Raw genomic sequence first — 22,796 nt, forward strand, 5'->3', positions numbered from 1 at the left:
ACCACATGATCACCTTCGACGGACGGATGTCGATCGCCGTGAATGTGTCGCTGATGGAAGAGGAGAAAAGCATGGCTGTAGGTCGTGGTCGTCAGTTCTTCGGGAGTGTCGGTAAGCGTCAGGCGCTACGTGCCGCTTTGGCGGTAATGGCGGCGGTCGGACTCGGCGGCGGCATGGTCGGGGTTGCCCATGCGGACTCAGGCGCGCTGCTGTGTGGATATTCGACACTTGCTGTCGACTCGGGACCGGAGGTCGATGCGATCAAGCGGCTGAAGGCGAGCTACTTCTCGAACGTCGACGCGAAGGACTGGGATGGTCTGCGCAACCTGTTGGCGCCTGATGTGGTGGTGGACACGGTGTGCAGCGCCGGCCCTGTTTTTGCCGGCAGGGATCCGTTCGTCGCCTTCCTCAGGCTGACGCTCGGTGGGGCCGAAACGCATCACAAGGGATACGAGGGGCGTGTCCATCTCACGTCTGCGACGAGCGCTGAAGCCCTGTGGACGATGGACGACGTGCTGATCTTCGGCGGGACTCTCGGGGTGCACGGTTACGGGCACTACAGTGATCGCTATGTGAAGGTCGACGGGAGTTGGGTAGTCGAGTACTCCAAGCTCACCCGCAGTCGCTTCGATCTGATCAAGCCCGATGGCACGGTGATCGAGGCGGACGCTCCACTCGAGAAGGTTGTCGCGTTGGTCAAGGACGCTGTCGGGTAGTCATCGGGGTAGCGCTCCAGCAGGGAGGGCCTGCTGGGACGTCGGCGGGCCTGCCATCGCTTGTCGCCGGCCAGTGGGTCGCTGCGGAGCTGGCCACTTCTCCGGCATCGCCGGGTCCGTAGCGGGTCTCGCTCCGGCTCGGAGCCTCCGATTCCGATCAGCGCCCCGGGCTGGTGTGTGGATCATCAGTCGGGGACTGCCCCGTCTCACAGTCGTCTCACAGAGTGTGCGGACGGGGGTGGATTGGAGGCCCCTGCCTTGGGATTACTGCCGACGTCGGGGATGCAGGAAAGACCTGCTCGGGCTTCGCCCCAGTCCCCGAACAACCCCACCGCCAGCGGCGGGCGCGCCGACCGCCGCTGTGATCAGTTCCGCGAGCGCCGCCGCCTCCGCGCCCCGATCCAGCGCGTCATCCTCTGCGGTGGCGTCCGACCGGTAGGACGGCAGGCGCGGCACCGCCCGGTCGGCGATCACCTCCCACAGCCGCACCGTCTGGTCATTGCTCCCGGTGGCCAGGATCGGCCGGTTCCCGACCCGGCCCCACGACCCCCACACCACAGTGTCGGTGTGGCCGGTGAACTGGATCCCGAACCCACGACCGCGGCCCACATGAAGATGAACCCGAACAATCCCAGCAGGAGCAGGATCGTCGGGACGGACCGCAGCTCCCGCAGCAGCGACGGGCGGCTGGTGCGCGACGACCGGGGCACCACCGAGTCGTACCCGGTCGTACGGGCGGTTCTCTCCCGGGTCAGCAGGTGCTGGGCTGCCGACCGAGCACGCTCGGCGCCCAGGGTGGGCCGGGTCGCCGGCTGCAGCTGATCGGCGAGGCCGGGTTGCACAGCCCGACGCTCGCCGCGGAGACGGGTGCGAACCTCGTCTTCGCCGGCTGGAAGTGCCCGGGCCGGATACGCACCCCGCCCGGGTGGGCGCGCAGGGGGAAGATGTGGCCGGGCCGGCGGAGGCCCGACGGTGTCGTCATCGGCCGGTTCTTCCGTCGGTCTCTTCCGGGCTGCCTGCGGCCAGCCACTTCGCGGTGTGCAAGTCCGTCACCAGGACGTTGAGCCAGCCGCCGACGAGCGCGGCGCGGATGGCTCCCCACTTGCGCTGCCCGCCGGCGACGCCCACTCGCCGGGGGACCGCGTTCAGAGCGGCGGCGCTGATACCGAGGACACGCCCGTCGAGGTCGGCGGCGATGGGCTGCCCTTCGGCGTCGAAGAACCGCATGCAGATGTCACCGACGGCGCCGCGGCTGCGCAGCTCGTCCTGCTCGGCCGGACTGACCGCGTTGCCGCTCTCCCGCAGCAGCGGCGACGGCTCCAGGCTGCCGACGCCCACCAGCGCCGTCGTCAGCTCGTCGTAGGCCTGGATGACGCTCGCGATGTTGGGCTCGGCCGTGATGCCCCTGCGCATGTCCGCGCTCGCGAGGAGGCCAGGCGCCATCAGGTAGCTGGCCTCGGCCTTGGTGACCTGGGCCAGCCTCCCGGTGAGACGGGTGGCCTGCGACTGCGCGCTGCTGCTCCCGATGCCGCCGAGGATCTGCACCACGCGTTCGGCGACCTGGACCGGGCGCGGCCGCATGGCGTCAACGGTGGCGAGGAGGGTCGAGCTCCAGGAGGAGATGCCGATGTGCTCACCGCCCGTCAGCGTGGTCTCGAGGTAGGTGGCGGCGGCGGTCCCGATGGTGTGGAGGACGGCCGCTTCGTCGGCGGGGCCGTCGGTGTCGGCGACCACCACCTCGGTGAGCCTGAACCGGCGCTCGACCGCCTCCTCGAGCTCGGCGTGCACGCCGCGGGGCGAGACGACCGTCGTGCGGACGATCCCGACCTCCCCGGCCTGCTTGAGGAGCCTGGACACGCGCGGCTGGGAGAGGTGCAGCTGTGCGGCGATCTGCGGCTGGCGCATCCCACGCTCGTGGTACATCCGCGCGACCTTCGTCAACAGGCGGACGTGCTCGCGCGGGATCCCGGCCGCAGGGCCGTCCAGTTCGGCAGCTGGGCCTGCTCCCATCTGTGGTCCTCTCCTCGCGTCTCGGCCGGCCGACCCATCGAAGCATATCCATTCAGCCTTGCATGAGTTTTCGGGAAGTGGTTGACACGCGACTCGGACACCTCGGAACATGGTGCATGTTCAACTCTTCTCGAATAGATATTCACATCGACGTGTGTAGTGGGGTGGGAGCGTTGCCGGAACCGGTGCTGAAGGCCGTGGCGTCACCGTGGCAGGAGGCCGAGCTGGTTCTCGTCGCCGAGAACGAGATCGAGTCCCCCTACACCGCGGTCGAGGTGTGGGCGGAGTTCCGTCACAACTCGGGCGCGGTCCTGCGGCGGCCCGCCTTCTGGGACGGAGGCCGGGTCTGGCGGGTGCGCTTCGCGTCCCCGCTGCCGGACGGTGAGTGGACGTGGCGCAGCGGCAGTTCGCATCCGGACTCGGGCCTCGACGGAGTGACCGGGTCCGTGCAGGTCGATCCGTCCTCGACGGACCGCGCGACGGCGTGGGCCCACCACGGGTTCTGGCGGATGTCGCCGGGCGGGCGCAACCTGGTGCACGCCGACGGCGCCCCGGCCCTCCTGGTGGCCGACACCGCATGGGCGCTGCCGTGGCGGGCCACGGAGGAGCAGGTCCGCACGTACGCCGCCGACCGGTCCGGCAAGGCGTTCAACGCGGTCCTGATGATGACCGTGCAGCCGGACATGGGCGTCACCGGGCCCAGGGACCGGACCGTCGACGAGGGCTTCGCAGTCGCGTTCGAGGACCTCCACGAGGGCGGCCTTGAGCTGCTCGACCCGGCCTACTTCCAGTACTTCGACCGGCTCGTCGCGATCCTCGTCGAGCACGGGATCGCGCCGGTCCTGCAACCGGTCTTCCACGGGTTCGGGTGGAAGGGCAAGGGGACCGCCGGACCGGTGGTGCCACCCGCGGACTACGCGCGGTACTGCCGCTACCTCGTCGCCCGGTACGGGGCGCGCCCCGCCGTCTACCTGGTCGGAGCCGACGGGGCGGGAACCGAACCCCAGATCGGCGCCGGTGGGGCGGAGATCCAGGCGTGGGACGACTACGGGCAGCCCACCGGCATCCACTACCGGCCGCACGCCACGAACCGCGCGTTCCAGGACGCCGAATGGCTCGACTTCCAGTGGTGCCAGACCGGGCACACCGGTGAGCACGTGCCCGAACGCGTCGCCGATATGTGGCGCAACCAGCCCGTCCGCGCTGTCGCAAACGGGGAGCCGACCTACGAGCACTCGGGCCGCTGGGGCAAGGCCGAGGGCTGGTGGCAGGGCCACGAGGCCTGGAGCAACCTCTGCGCCGGCGGCACGATGGGCGTCGTCTACGGGGCGGGCAGCCTCTGGCAGTGGCGGCTGCACCCCGACGAGCCGGGCCATGAGCCGTATTTCCTCGCAGATGGCGCCGGGTGGCGGGAAGCGCTCGACTTCGAGGGATCCACGTACGTCGGGCTGGTGGGGCGGATCCTGCGTGGGCTGCCCGTCACGGACATGGCGCCGACCTGGGAGGTCGCGCTCAGCCCCCGCGGTCTGCTCGTACCGGGCGTGCTCTACATCGGCTATGCGGCGCAGGGCGGCCCGCTGCGGATCTTCGATGGAGCGGACCTGCCCCGCCGCTACCACGTGGTCGATCCCCGGACCGGTGCGGTGATCGGCACAGGTGAGCGGGAGCGCGCCGCCGATCCGGTCCCGGCCGAGCACGGCCGGCCGCTGGTCTACCTGCTCTTCGAGGGCGAGTACCCGGGCGCATGACAGCGGCCGCGTATGACAACAACTGGTGAGAGGACTGCAACGATGCGGTTGAGGACGTCCATCGTCGCGCTGCTGGCCGCGGCCGGCATGCTGCTGAGCGGCTGCGGAGGCTCCGGTGGTCATGGCGACACCGTGGAGCTGAAGTGGTGGTTGGTCACACAGCAGGACACCGCCCAGGCCACCCTCGACGAGCTGATCGACAACTTCGAAGAGGCCAACCCGGACATCACGATCTCGCTCGAGACCCGGTCCGTCGACGCCCACAAGGACGCACTGCGCACGTCGGCGGGTACCGACGCCGGACCCGACATCTTCTACATGTGGACGGGCCCAGGGCTCGGCGGCGAGTTCGTCCAGGCGGGCGTCAGCAAGGACATCTCGAACTACTACGAGCAGTACCGCTGGGCGGACCGGTTCACGCCCACCACGATCGAGCCCTACACGCAGTACGGCGGCCACCACGGCGTGCCGTGGACGCAGCGCGTGCAGGTCATCTACTACAACAAGCGCCTGTTCCAGCAGGCGGGGATCACCGCCGAGCCCACGACGTACGAGGAACTGGTCACCGCCGCGGACCGGCTGAAGGCTGCCGGCATCACCCCGATCGAGTTCGGCGGCTCGGTCAACTGGCACGTGATGCGCCTGCTGGACAACCTGATCGAGACCGAGTGCGGCCCGGAGAAGGCCGACCAGCTGACATCGCGGACCGCGAGCTGGGCCGGTGAGCCGTGCGTCGACGTCGCTTTCACCGAGCTCAAGACGTGGTCGGACAGCTACTTCAACCAGGGATTCATCGGTATCGACAACGACGAGTCGTCGGTGCTGTTCCACACCGGCAAGGCGGCGATGGCCCTCGAGGGTGACTGGTTCACCACCCAGATCACCGACGGCGGCGGCAACATCGACGAGATCGGCATCTTCCCGTTCCCCACCGGCGCCGACCGGCTCTACGGCTTCTCCGAGGGGATGTACATCGGGGCCCGGAGCGCACACCCGAACGAGGCCGCGAGGTTCCTCGACTACCTCACGTCCGCCGAGGTGCAGAGGTCGATCGGCGGCGTCTTCGCCGCGACGTCGGTCAACAAGGACGCGACCTCGACGGGTGACGTCGGCCCGATCCGCCAGCGCTTCGCCGAGCTTGGTGCCACGAGTTCGGGTTTCCATCTCAACAACGACCAGAACTTCCCGCTGAACGTCACCACCGAGTACTGGCGGATCCAGAACTCCGTGCTCACCGGGAGCATCGCGCCGGCCGACGCGGGCGAGGCGCTGCAGGCGTTCATCGACGGAAACGCCTGACGGAGCCGGACGTGACCACCACAGGTACCTCCGTCGCAGCGCGGTCCACCGCGTCCGGAGCGCGCAGGCCGGCACGGTCGGTGTCGGACGGATCCGGGGGCCGCCGCCGGCTGCCCCACGAGATTCGCTCGGCACTGCCGTTCCTCGGGCCGGCCCTCGCGCTCTACGGCGTCTTCCTGCTGTACCCGATGGTCTCCGCGATCCGGCTGAGCTTCTTCGACTGGAACGGCTTCGCGACCTCCACGCCCCGGTTCGTCGGAATCGACAACTACGTGCGGCTGTTCGCCCAGGATCCCGTGTTCTGGACCGCGTTCCGGAACTCGGTCGTCTGGGTGCTGCTCTCGCTGGTGGTCCCCACCGGGCTCGGCCTCCTGATGGCGATGGCGCTCAACCGGCGCATGCTGGGCCGCAACCTCATGCGGTCGGTCTTCTACATCCCGGCGGTGCTCGCGTCGATCGCGGTCGCCACGATGTGGACCTGGATCTACAACCCGATGTTCGGGCTGCTCAACCAGACGCTCGCCGCCGTCGGGCTCGAGGGCTGGGCCCAGGAGTGGTTGGGCAACCAGACCATCGCGCTCTACTCGATCTTCGTCGCCTTCGTGTGGCAGACCACCGGTTTCAACATGGTTCTGTTCCTCGCGGGGCTGCAGACCGTGCCTCCCGAGTTGGTGGAGTCGGCCCGGGTGGACGGGGCGTCGCCGTTGCAGGTGTTCCGGCACGTCACGCTGCCGGCCCTGCGTCCCACCACGGCCGTGGTCCTCGTGCTGACGACGATCAGTTCGCTCAAGGTGTTCGACTTGATCGTCGGGATGACCGGGGGCGGGCCCGCGCAGTCCACCCAGGTCCTCGCGCTCTGGTCGTACACCCAGTCGTTCGGCAACCACGACTTCGGAATCGGCAATGCCGTCGCGACCGTCCTGCTGGTCATCAGCCTGGCGCTCGTCGTGCCCTACCTGCTGTGGACGACCCGGAAGGCGGCGTCGTGACGGTCTCGACCGAGCGCAGGCGGGACTACACCCTCGTCGGGCTGTGGATCGCCCTCGTCGTGAGCTGCGTCGTGTGGGCGCTGCCGTTCGTCTTCATCGTGCTCACGTCCTTGAAGAGCACCGGCGAGATCTCCGGCGGCTCGGCGTGGGCGCCGCCCGAGCAGTGGCGGTGGGACAACTACCCCGACGCGGCTGACCGAGGCGATCTCGTGACGAGCTTCGGCAACAGCCTGCTCATCGCCTGCATCAAGGTGCCGCTCGGGCTACTGGTGTCGGCTGCCGCCGCGTTCGCCCTCGCCCGGCTGGCGCTGCGGTGGCAACGGGCCGTGCTGCTCGTCGTGACCGTCGGTGCCATGGTGCCGATCCAGGTGGCGCTCGCGCCGCTGTTCACGACGATGTCGGCCCTTGATCTGCTCAACTCCGACCTTGGGATCATCCTGCCGTACCTCGCGTTCGGCATCCCGTACCAGGTGTTCTTCCTCCACGGGTTCTTCCGGGCCATCCCGATGGAGCTCGACGAGGCGGCCCGCATCGATGGTGCGTCGAACGCGAGGCTCTTCTTCCGGATCATCCTGCCGCTGGCGAAGCCCGCCCTCGCCGCGCTGTTCATCCTCGACTTCGTCGCCACCTGGAACGAGTACTCGATCGCGCTCACGCTGCTGCAGGACCAGGACACGTGGACCGTTCCTCTGGCGCTCCAGGGCTTCAGCAGCCAGTTCACCAGCTCCTACGGGCAGCTGAACGCGTTCATCGTGATGTCGATCCTGCCGGTGCTGGTCGTGTACCTGCTCTTCCAGCGGTACTTCACGCAGGGCGCCCTGGCCGGAGCGGTGAAGGGCTGAACCTTCCGATCATGCACATCCGGTTCCCGCACGCACGCACGAACGAACAGGTGACGAATGCTCATTGTGGACGAAGCGCAGGTCGCGGAGTGGCGCGAGTTGCGAGAGCGGGTCTGCGCCGCAGGCCCCGATGAGCAGGTGGACCTGCTCCGCGGCCAGGCACGTCGCATCCGCCGCTCGATCATCGAGATGATCGACGCCGCCGGGCAGGGGCACATCGGCGGCGACCTGTCGGTGACTGACATCCTGACGACGCTCTACGGTGCGGTCCTGCGGATCGACCCCGCCGACCCGCACCGACGGGACCGCGACCGGCTCATCCTGAGCAAGGGGCACTGCGCAGCCGCCCTCTACTCCTCGCTCGCGTTCGCCGGGTACTTCTCACCCAGCGAGCTCGGTACGTTCATGAGTCCGTTCTCCGCGCTCAACGGGCACCCGAACCGCACCAAGGTCCCTGGGGTCGAAACCAATACCGGGCCGCTGGGTCACGGCCTGCCCGTCGGCGTCGGCGAGGCGAAGGGCGCCAAGATCCTGCGGGCCGACTACCGCGTCTTCGTCGTTCTGGGTGACGGTGAGATGCAGGAGGGCAGCAACTGGGAGGCGCTGATGTCCGCCGCGCAGCACCGGCTCGACAACCTCACCGCGGTGATCGACCGCAACCGCCTCCAGCAAGGGGCGAGGACCGAGGACACCAACGGCCTCGATCCCCTCGACGAGCGGCTGGCCGCCTTCGGCTGGGAGGTGCGGATCATCGACGGCCATGACCACCTCCAGTTGCTCGACGGGTTCGCGCCCTCGACGACCGGCCGCCCGGTCGCGGTCATCGCCAACACCGTCAAGGGCAAGGGAGTGTCGTTCATGGAGGACAGGGTCGAGTGGCATCACAAGGTGCCGGATCCCGATCAGGTGCGGGCCGCACTCGACGAGCTCGCGGCCACGGCATGAGCGAGCTGACGATCGCCGACGCGCCCACCTACGACAACCGCGTCGCATTCGCCGAGGAACTGGCCGATCTCGCCCGCGCCGACGAGCGGATCGTCGCGGTGTGCAACGACTCCGTGGGATCGAGCAACCTGGTCGCCTTCAAGCGGGAGTTCCCGGATCGGCTCGTCAACGTCGGTATCGCCGAGCAGAACATGGTGGGCGTCGGTGCCGGACTCGCGGCCGCCGGCCTCGTCCCGTTCGTCTGCGCCGCGGCGCCGTTCCTGACCGGGCGGGCGCTGGAGCAGATCAAGGCCGACGTGGCCTACAGCCAGCACCCGGTCATCCTGTGCGGAATGAGTCCCGGTATGGCCTACGGGGAGCTCGGCCCGACCCACCACTCGGTCGAGGACCTGTCGTGGCTGCGACCGCTGCCTGGCCTGGACATCGTCGTCCCCGCGGACCGCCGGCAGACCCGGCTCGCCGTCCGCCACGCCGCGATGCACCCCCGGGCCACGTTCATCCGCGTCGGTCGCCACAAGGTGCCCGACGTGACCACGGACGACGACGTGCTGGCGCGTGGAAAGTTCCTCCTCCAGCGACCTGGCGGCGACGTCACCGTGATCGCCACAGGGACGATGGTCGCGCGCGCTCTGGACGCCGCCGACCGGCTCGAGGTGAACGGCGTCTCGGCCCGGGTCCTGAACGCGGCGTACATCGCCCCGCTCGACATCGACGCCATCACTGCCGCCGCTCGACAGACGCGGGCGATCGTCACCGTGGAGGAGGCGAACGTTGCGGGTGGTCTGGGCGCCGCGGTCGCGAGTGTGGTCTCGCAGCTCGAGACCGGCGCGCGCGTACCGATGCGCATCCTCGGCCTGCACGAGTTCGCCCCCACGGGGTCGACCGACCTGCTGTTCGAGTACTTCGAACTCACCGCCCCCCGCATCGCCGACGCCGCACGGCAGCTGCTCGGACCATGACCGCAGTGGATGCCCGGTACGTCATCGGGGTCGACCAGGGCACCGGATCGACGAAGGCGATCGCGGTCGATCGGAGTGGGCGGATCGCCGCACGGACGGGCGTGCCGGTCGGGCTGCAGCACCCGAGGCCGGGATGGGTGGAGCAGGACGCCGGTGAGATCGTCGCGAGCGTCGAGACCGCGCTCACCACGATCGCGGCCGAGCTGGATGCGCCGGTCACGGCAGTGGGGCTGAGCTCCCAGCGTGAGTCGGCGGTGCTGTGGGAGACCGCAACCATCCACCCGGTTGGACCGATGCTCGGGTGGCAGGACCGGCGGACCGCCCACGCGGGGAGGAGTCTCGCCGACACCGGCATCGGCCCCCGGGTGCGCAACATCACCGGTCTCCCGATCGATCCCATGTTCTCGGCGTTGAAGATCGGCTGGCTCCTCGACGCCGTGGACCCGGACCGGCGCCGGGCCACCGCGGGCGAGCTCACGGCAGGCACCGTCGACTCGTGGCTCGTCGCGGCGCTCACCGGCGATCGGCGCATCGAGGTCGGCAACGCGAGCCGGACCCAGTTGATGTCGCTGGCCGATGCCCGCTGGCATCCTTGGCTGCTCGAGCAGTTCCGCGTGCCAGGCGGCGTCCTGCCCGAGATCGTGCCGTCCGACCGGCACACCTCGTTCATCCGGACGATCCCTCGGCTGCGCGGAGTGCCGATCGCGGCAGTGCTCGGCGACTCGCACGCCGCGCTCTTCGCCCACGGCGTCCGCGCGCCCGGCACGGTCAAGGTGACCTATGGGACCGGCTCCAGCCTCCTGGGGATCGGCACCACCAACGGCGCCGCGGGCCTCGTCGACACCATCGCCTGGGGCCTGCCCGAGCCGACCCGGGCGTTCGAGGGCAACATCCTCTCGAGCGGCGCCACGCTCGTATGGCTGGCCGGCCTGCTGGGATGCACGCCCGAGCGCCTCGCCGATCTGGCCGTGGGCGCCCGCCCCGACCACGGAGTGGACCTGGTCCCGGCATTCGGCGGCCTCGGCGCCCCATGGTGGGACGACGCAGCCCGGCCGGTGCTGACGGGGTTCGCGTTCGCGACGACCGCCGCCGAGATCGCCCGAGCCGCCCTCGAGTCCATCGTCCTCCAGGTGGAGGACGTCGTGGCGGCCGCGGATGCTACCGGCGGACGGATCGACACGATCCTCGTCGACGGCGCCCCCGCCTCCAACGACCTGCTCGCCCAGCTGCAGGCCGACCTGAGCCGACGACGCGTCGAACGGACCGAGATCGCGGACCTCTCCGCGCTCGGGGCGGCTCATCTGGCGGGACTCGCCTGCGGGGTGTGGACCAGCGCCGAGCTCGAGGTGCTGCCGCGGCCCCGCACCGTCTTCGAACCGTCCCTGGAGCCCCGCATCGTGGAACGACGTCGCGCTTCGTGGAACGCAGCGCTCGCCAAGGCACGGTCCTGACCCATCCCCAGATCCGAAGGAGAAGACGTGAGCGGCAAGCAGAGGTATGGCGCGGGGATCTGGCACTTCGCCACCTACGTCGACCGCTACGCCACCGACGGCTACGGCGACCCGCGCACCGTCCTGGACGCCATCCGGCTCGCCGGGCAGGTCCGGGACCTGTCCGTGGTCGACCTCAACTGGCCGTTCTTCGGTGGCGAGTTCACGAACGACGATGTGTCCAAGGCGCTCGAGGCCGCCGGGCTGGGCGTCATCGGGATCACCCCGGAGATCTACACCCGGGTGTTCGCGAAAGGTGCGTTCACGAACCCGGACCCGGGGGTGCGCGAGCTGGCGCACGACCTGGTGACGCAGGCGGCCGATGTCGTGCGCCACTTCGGGGCGGAGTACGTCAAGCTGTGGCCGGGTCAGGACGGGTGGGACTACCCGTTCCAGGTCGACCACGGCACGCTCTGGAAGCACTCCCTCGACGGCGTCGGCCGGCTGGCGAGCGAGAACCCCGACCTCAAGTTCGTGATCGAGTACAAGCCGCGGGAACCACGTGTGCACATGAGCTTCGACTCGGTGGCCCGCACGCTGCTGGGGATCGAGAAGATCGGCCTGCCGAACGTCGGGATCCTGCTCGACTTCGGCCACGCCCTGTTCGGCGGGGAGTCGCCGGCCGACTCCGCCCAGCTCGCGATCGACCACGGGCGCCTGTTCGGGATGGACGTCAACGACAACCTGCGCGGCTGGGACGACGACATGGTCGCCGGCACCGTCCACCCCGTCGAGCTGTTCGAGTTCTTCTGGACCCTGGAGAAGAACGACTGGCACGGGGTGTGGCAGCTCGACCAGTTCCCCTTCCGCGAGGACAGTGTCGAGGCTGCGAACCAGGCGATCGACTTTCTCAAGCGGATCGAGCAGGGACTGTCCCGGCTCGACGCCGAGGCGCTGCGCGAGGCGCAGGCGGACCACGACGCACTCACCGCGCATCGACTCGTCCAGGCCGCGCTGTACAGGTAGCGGCGTGGAACGTCGAGATGCTCGGCGATCTGGTCCAGGGGGAGCCCGGCGAGCTCGGAGCGACGCAGCGCGCCCCAGAACCCGACCGGCAGCACACCCGGTCCCGCAGCCCGGCAAGGTCCGGTTCGGCGGGCGGGCCGCGGGTCTGCCAGGTCTTGGTGGTCGGGCAGGCGTCGAGCACGTCCAACAGCTGCGGCGGGGTTAGCGGGGCGGCCGTCGCACTAGGATCGACATCGAAGATTGAACCGGGGGTCCAATGGTGTCGAGCGGTGTGAACTTTGCTCTGTACGGCCTGCATCGAGGCAGTAGCGCGGACCCGACCACGATGGAGCGGCGCGCGCGTCTCGCCGAGGAGGCCGGCTTCGAGTCGCTGTGGGTCGGCGATCACATTGCGCTGCCGGTGGGTGCGCCGGATCCCGCTGATCAACCGCGCATTGAAGCGGTCGTGGCTCTCTCGTACCTCGCCGCGGCAACGAGTCGGGTGCGCCTCGGCTTCGGCGTCATCGTGCTGCCGCAACGGCAACCCGTCCTGCTGGCCAAACAGGTTTCGTCGATCGACGCACTGTCACGGGGTCGGCTGATCGTCGGAGTCGGTGCTGGCTATCTGGAACCCGAGCTGCGCGCGCTCGGCGTGCCGCTCGCGGAGCGAGGGGCGCGAACCGACGAGTACCTCTCGGCAATGCTCTCCTTGTGGGGCGACCAGACGCCGTCGTTCGACGGGCGCTTCGTCTCGTTCACCGATGTGCTCCAACGCCCGCAGCCGGTCCAGCGACCACATCCGCCGATCGTGATCGCCGGTCACTCGGCGGCGGCGTTCCGCCGTGCCGTCACGCAGGGAAACGGTTGGTACGGCTGGGAGTTGAGCGTCGACGAGACCGCGAGCGCGCTCGCCGCGCTTCGCCAGGCAGCCCAACGACATCAGCGTCCTGCGGCACTCGGCGACCTCGAGATCACGATCACCCCTCCCGGCCCGATCACCGTGGAGACCGCTCGACGGTACGCCGAAGTCGGCGTCAGCCGGCTGCTCCTCCAGCCGCACACGATGGACGGCTCGGCCATGGACGAGCTGATCAAGACAGCGGGAGACACCCTCATCGGCAAGGCGTGACCGTCAGCCGACCTCCAGCCTCACATGCCACCAGTGGTGACGCCGACGTGCGTGGACACCGGCCGTTCCAGCCAGCGCCACAGCGGGATGAGGGCGACCAGGTACCCCGCCGCGCTGACGGGGATCAGATCCAGTGTCACCAGTGGCAGGAAGCTGGACACCAGCACCACGGCCACACTCCACCAGGGCAATTTGTGCTCGTGGGCCAGCATTGCGATGAGCGCGATCATCCCGACGTAGAGCAGTTGCGGACCCACCTGGTAGAAGGCCAGGTCGACCCCGGGCAGGGCGTGGAATTGGCGGCTTAGTTCGCGCATCTCCGCCTTGTCGGCGGCGAGTAGTCCCTCCACGATGTCGGCCACGAACTGCACGATCGACGCTGCCGCCCCGACCAGGGTGACGATGGTGACTGCGTCCCTGCCTGGGCCGGGTGTGAGCAGGCGACGGATGCCGAACACCAGGAAGACGAAGAGGGTCAGGCCGGCGAGGTTGGCCAGGTGGGCGGCCTGCCAGTCCACACCGGGCCCGTACGTACCGTCCATTCGGCCGATCAGCCGGATGACCCCGTAGGCGAGCATGCACAGAGGCGCGGCCACCACGGCGAGCCTGGCGATTCCCATGCCGCGATCTTGGTCGCCCCGGCTGTGCGGGGCATCAGGGCGACCCCTGACCTTGTGCCCGTTTCGCCAGGGGAGCGTTCGTATCCAGTAGCTGGCCGTCGCGCAGCTCGTCCGAGCCGTCCGTCCGCTCGGGCCCGGTTGCGAAGATCGCGTAGCGAGATCCACAAGCCGTTCGGCAGCTACACGTGCGAACGTGGCAGATCGAGCCCGTGCCATTACAGCGCCGACCTTCCTTGATGAGGCACTAAGCTGACCCAAGTCTTACGATTCAAAGAATTACGATCCGATGTTCGTCTGTGAATGACCCGGCATCGCGTGCCGCTGGCGAAGTTCTTAGACCCAGAGCTGCCTCGCGGGCTAATCTGGCGTGCATTCGGCTTAATTCTCAGCCATTCGTCGCTCCGCGTGCACTGCTGAGCCCGTGGCGCTCTCAGATTTGTGTGTTTGATCGGTGTGTGGCTTCTAGCGTCGCGCCATGACGTAGCCGGTCCTCATCGCCCTTGAGACCGACTGTGCCGCTCCCCGACCGAACGGAGAAACATGTCCCCGACCAACACGAAAGAGAATCGTAAGATCTTACGTAGACTGATCCTCGCGACGGCCGCAGTTGTTGTATGCAGCCTCCCTACGGGGAGCGCTGCCGCGGCCGCCGCCGAGCTGCCGGTCGCCGCCCAGAGCTACGGGTCGCGATCCGGCGATGAGCCACCGGATCGCAGCTCGCGAGGCAATCGTGGGCAGAGCTCCGACGGGCAGGCCGGCAACGAGCGGGCCGGTGACGAGCGGGCCGGTGACGAGCGGGCCGGTGACGACCAGGCCGGCGGCGAGCGGGCCGGTGACGACCAGGCCGGCGGCGAGCGGGCCGGCGGCGAGCGGGCCGGCGGCGAGCGGGCCGGCGGCGAGCAGGCCGGCGGCGAGCAGGCCGGTGACGAGCAGGCCGGCGATGAACAGGCCGACAACGAGCAGGCCCGTGACGAGCAGGCCGGCGATGAACAGGCCGACAACGAGCAGGCCGACAACGAGCAGGCCGACAACGAGCAGGCCGACAACGAGCAGGCCGACAACGAGCAGGCCGACAACGAGCAGGCCGACAACGGCAATGAGGCCGCCGGCCCGGTGGCCGAGGACTTCGTCGACATCACCACCGTCGAGTCCAACGCAGCGGAGAACGGGAACGGGCTGGCCGCGAACGGGGACAGCGGTTCGACGGGCATCTTCACCACGTCCTGCGGTACGAACGCCAACAACCTGTTCAACACCGACAACCTGATCGTGGCGCCCGGTGTCGAGAACGGTGCCCACCACACCCACGACTACGTGGGCAACCAGGGCAACGACGCCTTCGCAAGCAACGACGACCTGGCAGGCGCCGATACCTCCTGCCAGAACCAGGGAGACAAGTCGACCTACTACTGGCCGGTGCTGCGCCAGCAGGACGGCACCGACGAGTTCGACGCCGACCAGGCGGGCGGTGGCGCGGAAGGCAACGTCGGCACGATCCTCGAAGCCACCGAGGCCGAGATCAGGTTCGTCGGCAACAAGCAGAGCGACGTCGTCGCGATGCCGAAGTTCCTGCGCATCATCACAGGCGACGCCAAGGCCTTCACGAACGGCGACGCGAATGCCAACGCCTCGTGGAGCTGCACCGGCTTCGAGGACACGCAGCTGACGGACAAGTACCCGATCTGTCCGGAGGGCAGCCAGGTCGTACGGACGTCCAACTTCCAGAGCTGCTGGGACGGTGAGAACATCGACAGTGCCAACCACCGTGACCACGTGGACTTCGTCCAGGAGGACGGCGACTGCGCCGACGGTTTCCAGGCGATCCCCCAGCTGCAGATTCGACTGGTCTACGACGCCCAGCCGCCGACCATCGAGAACGGACAGGTGCAGAACCCGTTCGCGGTGGACGGCTTCCCCGAGGAGCTGCACAAGCCGATCACTGACCACAACGACTTCATCAACGTCTTCGACGAGGAACTCATGAACCAGGTGGTCGGCTGCATCAACAGTGGCCGGCAGTGCCGATGACGCTGAGCGGGCGAAACGGGTGACAATGTGAGGGATGCCGGTGGCGGAATCCTGCCATCGGCATCCTTCGGCACCGGCGATTTCGTTTCACGGAAAAGGGACCGGAGGAAGAGATGAGGTTGGCACAACTGAGGCTGACTGCGGCCGGTGTCATGGCGGTACTGGCGCTGTCGGGCTGCGGGTCCGACGGTGACGAGGCCATACCGGAGACGGCGACCGGCAGCCTGGAGCAGCTGGCATCCGAGGTGGACTGCCCACCGGACATCCAGACGGACGAGGCCGACATCCGCCAGGCGATCTGCCAGACCGGTGACGGCAGGTTCATCCTCGTCACCTTCGCCACCGACCAGGGCCAGCGCGAGTGGCTCAACGCGGCCCAGGACTACGGCGGTCACTACCTCGTGGGTGCGAAGTGGGTCGCCGTGGGCGAGACGAAGGTGGTCACGGCGCTGCGCGGCCGGCTCGGTGGGGCCATCGAGGAGGGCCTTTCGCACCACTCCGGGAGCACCGGTGGTGGGGGAGCGGAGACACACCCCGGCCATGACGGCTGATCAGCAGATGCCGTGCCAGGTCTGCGGAAAGTGAATGAGTGAGCGACTTCCGCGGCAAGCCTGATGGCGTTGAAGGTTACGATCAGGTTGATCTCCACGACGCGGGCGAACCGGTCGAGTCCGCTCGGCGACGAGGCAGGTCGACCAGGACGATCTTCAGGCCGCGGCGGCCAGCAGCCTCTCGGCCGTGGCGAGTCGCCAGCTGCTCGATCTCGGGGGCGAAGGTCAGGTCGATGGCCACTGTCTGACCCTGTCTGCTCGGGCCGCGGCGTTGGTCATGCGTAGTAACCAGTGGTGCCCGCTCGGTCGGTGCTCACCCCACCAGCCGTTCCATGCCCGGCTGAGGGTGGACGGCCGGCTGTACGGGCTGGCCACCCACCAGCTCAACATCGCTAATGGCAGCTTCCACGCCGGTCGCGCGATCGCCGCCGACGCCGGCATCGACGACCGCTTCGCTCGTGATCTACCGGGTTCGGCGACGCCAACCGGCTGTGTCTCACCGCCGCCACCGTGCGCCAGGCTGTCCTCGGTCCGTACCGGCCGCTGGTCCGCACCCCGTTCCTGACCACCGACAAGCTGTGGCTGGAGACCGATCCGCCCCTCGACCTCGACATCGACGGCGAAATCCGCGGACGCACGCCCGTGCAGATCACGCCGGAGCCCAACGCCCTGCGCGTCATGGTCAGCTCTTCCTTCAGGGACACGTGACCCTTAGCTGCGCACAGGTGGGAGCGCGGCCTGCAGGGTGGCGACGCGGTCGCGGAGGGCGTCGCAGACCACCTCGCAGAGGGTGAACACTGTGGGGTCGTTGATCGCGTAGAGCGCGCTGTTCCCGGCTTTGGTGCGCTCCACCAGGCCTTCGCCGGCGAGGACGCCGAGGTGTTTGGACGTGTTCTGCTGGCCCATGCCCAGCCGCGCGGCGAGCTCACCGACGCTGGCGGGTCCGCTGGTGCGCAGCGCGTCGAGCAGTCTGATCCTGGCCGGTTCGGACAGCACGCGGAACCGTTGGGCGACCAGGGTGACGACGGGCTCGGGCAGCGGAGTGACTCGGTCCACTCCTCTATCGTATCTACAACTGTGTAGTGGTATAGATGTAGATACTTGAGGAAGGGGACGTGATGATCCACGTCGAGACGATCGAGACGACCAGCCTGGGAGACCGCAGCTACCTGGCCCACGACGGGCGGGCCGCGATCGTGGTGGACCCGCAGCGCGACATCGACCGGGTCCTGGCCCTGGCGGGTCGGCTCGGGGTGCGGATCACGCACGTGGCCGAGACCCACCTGCACAACGACTACGTCTCCGGCGGCCTGGCGCTGGCCCGGTTGACCGGCGCGCGGTATCTGGTCGTGGCGGCCGACACCGTGGGCTTCGAGCGGGTGCCGGTCGCCGACGGTGCCGAGGTTCGGGTGTCGGAGTCGATGCGGCTGCGGGTGGCGGCCACGCCGGGGCACACCTTCCACCACCTCTCCTACCTGCTGGACGGCCCCGACGGCCCGGTGGGTGTCTTCACCGGTGGATCACTGCTGTTCGGTACCACCGGGCGCACCGACCTGCTGGGCGCCCAGCACGCGCACAGCCTGGCCGAACACCAGCACGCCTCGGTGCAGCGACTGGCCGACCTGCTGCCCGACGGCGCACGGGTGTGGCCCACCCACGGCTTCGGCAGCTTCTGTGCGGCCACCCAGTCCGACGCACCGAGCTCGACGGTCGGGCGCGAGCGGGAGGTCAACCCGGCCCTGCGCCTGGCGGCCGACGACTTCGTCACCCAGACCCTCGCCGGGCTGGACGCCTATCCGGCCTACTACCAGCGCATGGGCGCGGCCAACAGCGGCGGCGCCGACCTGATCGACCTGACCCCGGCCCGCCGGGCCGATCCCGCCGAGCTGGCCGCGCGGATCACCGCCGGCGAGTGGGTGGTCGATCTGCGCTCCCGCAAGGCGTTCGCCTACCGGCACCTGACCGGCACCGTGAGCCTCGGCCTGGACGGGCCGATGGCGACCTGGCTGGGCTGGATGGCCCCGGTGGACGCCCCGATCACGCTGCTCGGGGACAGCGAGCAGCAGGTCGCCGCCGCCCAACGCGAACTCGCCCGCATCGGCATCGACCGGCCAACGGCCGCGGCGACCGGCACCCCCGAGCAGTGGGTAGGCGACGACCGCCGCCTCGGCACGCTGACCACGGCCACGTTCACCGACCTCGGCGCCGCTCGCGCCGGCCGTCCGCCCCACGGCCTACCCGCCCCCGAGGTGGTGCTCGACGTGCGCATGAGCAACGAATGGCACCGCGGCCACGTCGACGGTGCGGTGCACATCCCGCTGCCCGAACTGCCGGACCGCCTCGACGACGTACCGGCCGGGGTGGTGTGGGTGCACTGCGGCTCGGGCTACCGCGCCGCCGCCGCGACCAGCCTGCTGCAGCGCGCCGGCCATCAGGTCGTGCACATCGACGACGCCTACGCCACGGCCGCCGACGCCGGCCTGACCATCGTTCCGGCCCAGGAGAACGCGTGAGCGACACCGGTGAACGGGCCGCCCTGGATGCGGCCACGCTGCAGCCACTGCTCACGGCGGGACGCGGTCCGCAGATCATCGACGTGCGCACCCCCGGCGAGTTCGAGACCGCGCACATCCCTGGCTCCGTCAACGTGCCCCTCGACGTGCTGCGCGAGCACCGCGACGAGCTCGTGCAGCACCTCGACGAGCAGGCCGTCCTCGTCTGCCGCTCAGGGCAACGGGCCGCCACAGCCCGCCAGGCCCTGACTACCGCCGGGCTGCCCAACGCCCGGATCTTGCAGGGCGGCCTCGCTGAATGGCAGTCCGCCGGCGCCCCGGTGCGCACCGGCCGGACCCGGTGGGACCTCGAACGGCAGGTCCGGCTCGTCGCCGGCTCCATCGTGCTCGTCGCCGCACTGACGAGCGCGGCGTTCGAGCCAGCGAAGTGGATAGCCGCGTTCGTCGGCGCCGGCCTGACCGTCGCCGCCCTGACCAATACGTGCACCATGGGCATGCTGCTGGCCAAACTGCCGTACAACCGCGGTCCGCGCACCGACCTCGACGCCATCGTCGCGGCCCTGGCCGACTCGCGGGTCGGCCCATCCTCTCGACCAGTTCGAGGCTGGGCCCGCAGCCGGCGGGCTCCGTCCGTGATGTACGGCGGGCGAGGACTTTGGCATACCTCGCGAACTTGTCGTCGCCATCAGCACGTGGGACAACGACATTCAGAATGTCTATAACCCGGACGACCCGGCCGGCTCTGGGTTCTCGGACGATGTGGCCACTGTGGCATGGCACGAGCGCGGCGAGCGGCTAGCTGAGCGGCTCGCCGCCTCGCTGGGGGTGCGCACCGAATTCCACACTGCACGGGGTGGCCGCGTTTTCGGCGGATGAGCGTGGTATCAGCGCGGCGGGTCCTGCAGCGCGTTGTTCGTGAAGTCCGAGCTGACGTCGGTGTAAAGCGGGGCCGTGCGGCCTCAGGACTGCACGAAGATCCGGGTTTCGCGCCATCGTCGATCGGCGTCTGTACTGTGTTCCTGGGAGGGGCGACTTGCATGGACATCTCCAAGATTGCGGAGCGCCTGCGCAGGCGAGCCGCCGAGCTGGAGCAGCGGCCACCGCTGGAGACGTTGCGGGATTTCGTTCGCGGCCACGTAGATGACGCTGAGTCCCTCGACGAGATCCGAACCGACCTCCGACGGCTCGCCGCCGTGAATACTCGGAGCTTGAAGCGTGCCTTGCGTGCGTTCGACGCGATCCTCGCCGAGCCGCAGTCACCCGGGCTGCTGTCTTGGTTGGTGGCGTGGGATGCCAACTGGGTGTTGGATGATGAAACGTCGGATGAGGCGGCCGCCGCGTTTCTGCGGCAGTTGGCGGACATTCTGCGGGAGGTCCTCGCGGAGGCGGAGCGGCGGGCGAGTTCAGAGGCATAGCCAAGCCGGTCTGACTGATGTGGGGCGGGTGGAGCGAGTCGACCTGGCCCCTGCCGCGCGGAGGACCCTGGACGCTGATGGGTGAGCTTGGCCGTGTTCCTCACGGGAATTTGTGGGTCGCGTGTAGCCGGTGTGGGCGGCGTTGGCGTGTTCGGCCCTTTTCGCTGCGGTCACGACGTTGCCGAGCAGGTCGGCGATCACGGGGATGCGGGAGTTCGGCGGCGAGTTGGAGCAGAGCGGCGTTGCGGTCGGCGCGTGGGTCGATGCCGAGCGCGGCAAGTCGGTGGCGGAGGCTGGCCGGCGCAAGTGGCCGTTTGGCCGTCAGCCGCTTGATGTGGTCGCGGTCTAGATCGGGAAGTGCCGCAGCTCGGGCGAGGTGAGAGGTGGCTCGTTGCTGAGACCGTTTTCGTCCAGCGCGTTGAAGATGTGTAGGCCAGACTGGGCGGTCTGCAACCAGATCCCGCTGGTGAGCCAGACGGAGTGGATGTCGGTCGGCTGGTCCACCCTCCGTGTCGTGAAGAGGTGTTCGGTCACGTCGATCTGGACAGCGGCGTGGCCGATGATGTCGCTCAGGGCAGGGTGGGCCTGAGATCGCCATTCCAGTGGCCATGTGACACAGGCGTGTGGGGTGACGGTGTTCACCGGCCGTGGGTTGAGCAGGGTGACGTCGACGTTGTCGCGCTTGCGCAACCGGTTCGCCGCGAGCGTGCCCGCGTAACCGCCGCCAACGACGACGACCCGGTGAGTGGTGGCCTGTGCAGGCACGGTGGGTTCCCCTCTCGATCTCGACGACGAGCCACCGATCAACCCGCAACTGCTTTGCTTCGCAGGTGGTGCCTCACCTCTTCGACTACGCACGACCTCGGAATGTGAGGCGAGGCGCCTCATACGAGCGGCGAGTCGATGACAGAGCAGCCCACGACGACCTCAGCGGGTGATCTCGGCGCGCATCCGCTCGTTCGGGGTGGCGATGTCCCAGAAGCGCACGACCCCCCGCGCGTTGCTGTAGGCGCCGGTACCGCCGGTGATGGCCATGTCCAGCGGGCTCGCACCTTTCCGCCAGACGGACTGTATCGTCACGGAGCCGTCCTCGAACTCCATCGTGATCACGCACTGCGTATCGACCTGGTCGCCCTCGACGTGGATGACCTGGCACGAGCCGCCCCCGTGCACACTGCGGCCGTCCTTGACGCCGTTCCCGGAGTAGACGTCCATGTCGCCGACGCTCACTCCCGGCGTGCCGAGATCGAGCACCGCCCACTGATCGGTCACGACCGCGAACTCGATGACTTCGACCTGGCCTCCGGTTTCGGCGTCCGTCTGGCCGGTGGCCGTGCCGCAGCTGCCGATCACGGTCGTGAGGAGCAACGCGGCGACGGTCCTCGTGAGCGCCGCCGTGGATCGGGTGTTGCTGACATCTCGCTCGGACATGCCAGTTCGACAGCGGTGGCCGTTGCGATGTGATGCGACGTGACGCGTTTCACGCGGTCCGCGTCTGCCGATGGTGGCGGCGATCCGGTTGACCTCGGCCAGCCGGGTGTCCGGTACGGCGTGCTGCGTAGCCACTGAAGCTGGCGGCCGACCCCCGGGCCCCGCGTATCGCCAGGCGGCTGCCGCGGATCGACCGGGCCTCAGTAGCAGCGGATCTCGTAGACCGCCGCGGACGGGTAGCCGTTGGTGGACTGGACGACGAGGCGCAGCGCCGGGGCCGTGACCGGTTCGGGCAGCCCGTGCACTCGCCGCGGGACCCGTTGCCGCGCACGGTGATCACGTCGTGCCAGTACTGGCCACCCGTGCCTGCACGCTGTAGCCGCGGGTGGTCTGCCGGTCCGGCCACAGCGGCGGTGTCCGGTCGTACTCACGCAGGAGATGCTCGGGTTCGTCGTGCGGGCGGGCTGCCACGTCGGAACTCGATGACTATTGTCCCCCCATTCTGGGATCATTCGGATGTTGACTCTGTCGACCGGGTCAGCGTTAGGCAGGGACGAGACCGAGTTGTCGCATCTGGGAGGCGACGTCGACGACTCCCCACGTCTCGGCGACGCGGCCGTCGACGATGCGGCCGATGAAGATCTCGTTCCAGGTGATGGACTTGCCGGTAGGCGCCACGCCCATGTACTCGCCCTGGTGGGTTCCGTTGACGGTGTTCCGGCTCACCACTTTGTCTCCTTCGGCAATCACGTCCTCGACCTCGACATGGAGGTCGGGGAACGCGCGCAGGAGCACCGCCCACAGCTGTTTCATCAACTCCGTGCCACTGGCGTTGACCTTCAGCGGGGTGCGGATGAGGACGTCGGGGTGGAAGACCTCGTCGATCGTGGCCGAGATGACCTCGGTGTCGCCGCTGTTGATGGCCTCGTTGAGGCGCCGCAGCATCGCCTTGTTGTCGGCTTCCTGGATGGATGACATGTGTGGCTACTCCTTAGGTGTGCTGTCCATGGCTGCCTCATCGAGGGCGTTGGGTGGGTCAGAAGCTGTAGGGCCTGCTGGACGGCTGGCTGTTCGAGCTGTTCGGGCACGAGAACGTGCACTTCGACGATCCGGATGCGCGCACGCCGATCCGGTCTTCTGTGGTCACCGGGACGTGCGGCACGACC

Annotated in this window: 27 protein-coding genes; 17 read left to right on the forward strand and 10 right to left on the reverse strand. The window is 68.8% G+C overall.

The genetic code is table 11. The features are described from left to right. The first annotated feature begins 5 nt into the window (after nt 1–5). On the forward strand, nt 6–716 hold the full coding sequence (locus tag K1T35_RS17185) for a nuclear transport factor 2 family protein (RefSeq protein ID WP_220261138.1): 711 nt from the start codon (nt 6–8) through the stop codon (nt 714–716). Between the two features lie 264 nt (nt 717–980). Here K1T35_RS17185 and K1T35_RS17190 read toward each other — a convergent pair whose 3' ends face one another. The 3 genes from K1T35_RS17190 to K1T35_RS17200 form a co-directional block, all read right to left on the reverse strand. Next, nucleotides 981–1,325: a hypothetical protein gene (locus tag K1T35_RS17190; protein WP_220261139.1), complete on the reverse strand. Its 345-nt coding sequence runs from the start codon at nt 1,323–1,325 to the stop codon at nt 981–983. Nucleotides 1,326–1,467: 142 nt separating this feature from the next. After that, nucleotides 1,468–1,698 carry a 3,4-dihydroxy-2-butanone-4-phosphate synthase gene (locus K1T35_RS17195; protein ID WP_220261140.1) on the reverse strand — a complete coding sequence of 77 codons (231 nt, stop codon included), beginning with the start codon at nt 1,696–1,698 and terminating at the stop codon, nt 1,468–1,470. Continuing rightward, a complete protein-coding gene (locus tag K1T35_RS17200) occupies nt 1,695–2,726 on the reverse strand; it encodes a sugar-binding transcriptional regulator (protein WP_220261141.1) in 1,032 nt (343 codons plus the stop codon). Before K1T35_RS17200 ends, K1T35_RS17195 begins: the two co-directional genes overlap by 4 nt. Before the next feature lie 173 nt (nt 2,727–2,899). Here K1T35_RS17200 and K1T35_RS17205 point away from each other — a divergent pair, with 173 nt between their 5' ends. From K1T35_RS17205 to K1T35_RS17245, 9 genes are all read left to right on the forward strand, one after another. After that, on the forward strand, nt 2,900–4,474 hold the full coding sequence (locus tag K1T35_RS17205) for a DUF4038 domain-containing protein (protein WP_220261142.1): 1,575 nt from the start codon (nt 2,900–2,902) through the stop codon (nt 4,472–4,474). A gap of 42 nt (nt 4,475–4,516) precedes the next feature. Further along, complete coding sequence (locus K1T35_RS17210) at nt 4,517–5,773, forward strand: ABC transporter substrate-binding protein (RefSeq protein WP_220261143.1); 1,257 nt, start codon at nt 4,517–4,519, stop codon at nt 5,771–5,773. Between the two features lie 11 nt (nt 5,774–5,784). Next, nucleotides 5,785–6,762, forward strand: coding sequence for a carbohydrate ABC transporter permease (locus tag K1T35_RS17215; protein WP_220261144.1), 978 nt, complete (start codon nt 5,785–5,787; stop codon nt 6,760–6,762). Then, entirely contained in the window at nt 6,735–7,604 is an 870-nt protein-coding gene (locus K1T35_RS17220; RefSeq protein WP_220261145.1) for a carbohydrate ABC transporter permease, read from the forward strand. Before K1T35_RS17215 ends, K1T35_RS17220 begins: the two co-directional genes overlap by 28 nt. A 57-nt stretch (nt 7,605–7,661) precedes the next feature. Continuing rightward, nucleotides 7,662–8,549 carry a transketolase gene (locus tag K1T35_RS17225; protein ID WP_220261146.1) on the forward strand — a complete coding sequence of 296 codons (888 nt, stop codon included), beginning with the start codon at nt 7,662–7,664 and terminating at the stop codon, nt 8,547–8,549. Continuing rightward, on the forward strand, nt 8,546–9,508 hold the full coding sequence (locus K1T35_RS17230) for a transketolase family protein (protein WP_220261147.1): 963 nt from the start codon (nt 8,546–8,548) through the stop codon (nt 9,506–9,508). Before K1T35_RS17225 ends, K1T35_RS17230 begins: the two co-directional genes overlap by 4 nt. Continuing rightward, on the forward strand, nt 9,505–10,959 hold the full coding sequence (locus K1T35_RS17235; protein ID WP_220261148.1) for an FGGY family carbohydrate kinase: 1,455 nt from the start codon (nt 9,505–9,507) through the stop codon (nt 10,957–10,959). The genes K1T35_RS17230 and K1T35_RS17235 overlap by 4 nt, the downstream gene beginning before the upstream one ends. Nucleotides 10,960–10,986: 27 nt before the next feature. Beyond that, the gene (locus K1T35_RS17240; protein ID WP_220261149.1) at nt 10,987–11,964 is read left to right on the forward strand and encodes a sugar phosphate isomerase/epimerase; all 978 of its coding nucleotides are present in this window, start codon (nt 10,987–10,989) and stop codon (nt 11,962–11,964) included. Between the two features lie 271 nt (nt 11,965–12,235). Next, a complete protein-coding gene (locus K1T35_RS17245) occupies nt 12,236–13,072 on the forward strand; it encodes a TIGR03619 family F420-dependent LLM class oxidoreductase (RefSeq protein ID WP_220261150.1) in 837 nt (278 codons plus the stop codon). A gap of 20 nt (nt 13,073–13,092) precedes the next feature. Here the strand turns inward: K1T35_RS17245 and K1T35_RS17250 are convergent, their stop codons facing one another. After that, on the reverse strand, nt 13,093–13,692 hold the full coding sequence (locus K1T35_RS17250) for a hypothetical protein (protein ID WP_220261151.1): 600 nt from the start codon (nt 13,690–13,692) through the stop codon (nt 13,093–13,095). Between the two features lie 540 nt (nt 13,693–14,232). On the opposite strand from K1T35_RS17250, the gene K1T35_RS17255 reads away from it, so the two are divergent. Both K1T35_RS17255 and K1T35_RS17260 read left to right on the forward strand, forming a co-directional pair. Continuing rightward, nucleotides 14,233–15,720, forward strand: coding sequence for a DUF1996 domain-containing protein (locus tag K1T35_RS17255; RefSeq protein ID WP_220261152.1), 1,488 nt, complete (start codon nt 14,233–14,235; stop codon nt 15,718–15,720). A 113-nt stretch (nt 15,721–15,833) separates the two neighbouring features. Next, nucleotides 15,834–16,271, forward strand: coding sequence for a hypothetical protein (locus K1T35_RS17260; RefSeq protein WP_220261153.1), 438 nt, complete (start codon nt 15,834–15,836; stop codon nt 16,269–16,271). Between the two features lie 82 nt (nt 16,272–16,353). Here K1T35_RS17260 and K1T35_RS17265 read toward each other — a convergent pair whose 3' ends face one another. Next, entirely contained in the window at nt 16,354–16,512 is a 159-nt protein-coding gene (locus tag K1T35_RS17265) for a hypothetical protein (protein WP_220261154.1), read from the reverse strand. Nucleotides 16,513–16,781: 269 nt separating this feature from the next. On the opposite strand from K1T35_RS17265, the gene K1T35_RS17270 reads away from it, so the two are divergent. Continuing rightward, nucleotides 16,782–16,979 (forward strand): hypothetical protein, encoded by a 198-nt coding sequence (locus K1T35_RS17270; RefSeq protein ID WP_220261155.1) that lies wholly within the window; start codon nt 16,782–16,784, stop codon nt 16,977–16,979. Between the two features lie 3 nt (nt 16,980–16,982). Here K1T35_RS17270 and K1T35_RS17275 read toward each other — a convergent pair whose 3' ends face one another. Beyond that, on the reverse strand, nt 16,983–17,327 hold the full coding sequence (locus tag K1T35_RS17275) for a helix-turn-helix transcriptional regulator (RefSeq protein WP_220261156.1): 345 nt from the start codon (nt 17,325–17,327) through the stop codon (nt 16,983–16,985). A gap of 62 nt (nt 17,328–17,389) precedes the next feature. Here K1T35_RS17275 and K1T35_RS17280 point away from each other — a divergent pair, with 62 nt between their 5' ends. The 4 genes from K1T35_RS17280 (at nt 17,390) to K1T35_RS17295 (ending at nt 20,548) form a co-directional block, all read left to right on the forward strand. Further along, complete coding sequence (locus K1T35_RS17280; RefSeq protein WP_220262667.1) at nt 17,390–18,784, forward strand: rhodanese-like domain-containing protein; 1,395 nt, start codon at nt 17,390–17,392, stop codon at nt 18,782–18,784. Continuing rightward, on the forward strand, nt 18,781–19,506 hold the full coding sequence (locus tag K1T35_RS17285) for a rhodanese-like domain-containing protein (protein WP_255622049.1): 726 nt from the start codon (nt 18,781–18,783) through the stop codon (nt 19,504–19,506). Before K1T35_RS17280 ends, K1T35_RS17285 begins: the two co-directional genes overlap by 4 nt. Before the next feature lie 315 nt (nt 19,507–19,821). Continuing rightward, nucleotides 19,822–20,199: a hypothetical protein gene (locus tag K1T35_RS17290; protein WP_220261157.1), complete on the forward strand. Its 378-nt coding sequence runs from the start codon at nt 19,822–19,824 to the stop codon at nt 20,197–20,199. A gap of 205 nt (nt 20,200–20,404) precedes the next feature. After that, entirely contained in the window at nt 20,405–20,548 is a 144-nt protein-coding gene (locus K1T35_RS17295; RefSeq protein ID WP_220261158.1) for a hypothetical protein, read from the forward strand. Here the strand turns inward: K1T35_RS17295 and K1T35_RS48890 are convergent. The 4 genes from K1T35_RS48890 to K1T35_RS17310 all read right to left on the reverse strand — a co-directional run bounded on the left by K1T35_RS48890 (nt 20,545) and on the right by K1T35_RS17310 (nt 22,608). Continuing rightward, complete coding sequence (locus K1T35_RS48890) at nt 20,545–20,964, reverse strand: hypothetical protein (RefSeq protein ID WP_255622050.1); 420 nt, start codon at nt 20,962–20,964, stop codon at nt 20,545–20,547. The genes K1T35_RS17295 and K1T35_RS48890 overlap by 4 nt on opposite strands. A gap of 162 nt (nt 20,965–21,126) precedes the next feature. Next, entirely contained in the window at nt 21,127–21,630 is a 504-nt protein-coding gene (locus tag K1T35_RS17305) for a hypothetical protein (protein WP_220261159.1), read from the reverse strand. 336 nt (nt 21,631–21,966) lie between these two features. Then, entirely contained in the window at nt 21,967–22,101 is a 135-nt protein-coding gene (locus K1T35_RS48895) for a hypothetical protein (protein ID WP_255622051.1), read from the reverse strand. A gap of 72 nt (nt 22,102–22,173) precedes the next feature. Continuing rightward, the gene (locus K1T35_RS17310; protein ID WP_220261160.1) at nt 22,174–22,608 is read right to left on the reverse strand and encodes an ester cyclase; all 435 of its coding nucleotides are present in this window, start codon (nt 22,606–22,608) and stop codon (nt 22,174–22,176) included. Nucleotides 22,609–22,796: the final 188 nt, after the last annotated feature.

The sequence above is a fragment of the Pseudonocardia sp. DSM 110487 genome (assembly GCF_019468565.1).
Lineage (GTDB): Bacteria > Actinomycetota > Actinomycetes > Mycobacteriales > Pseudonocardiaceae > Pseudonocardia.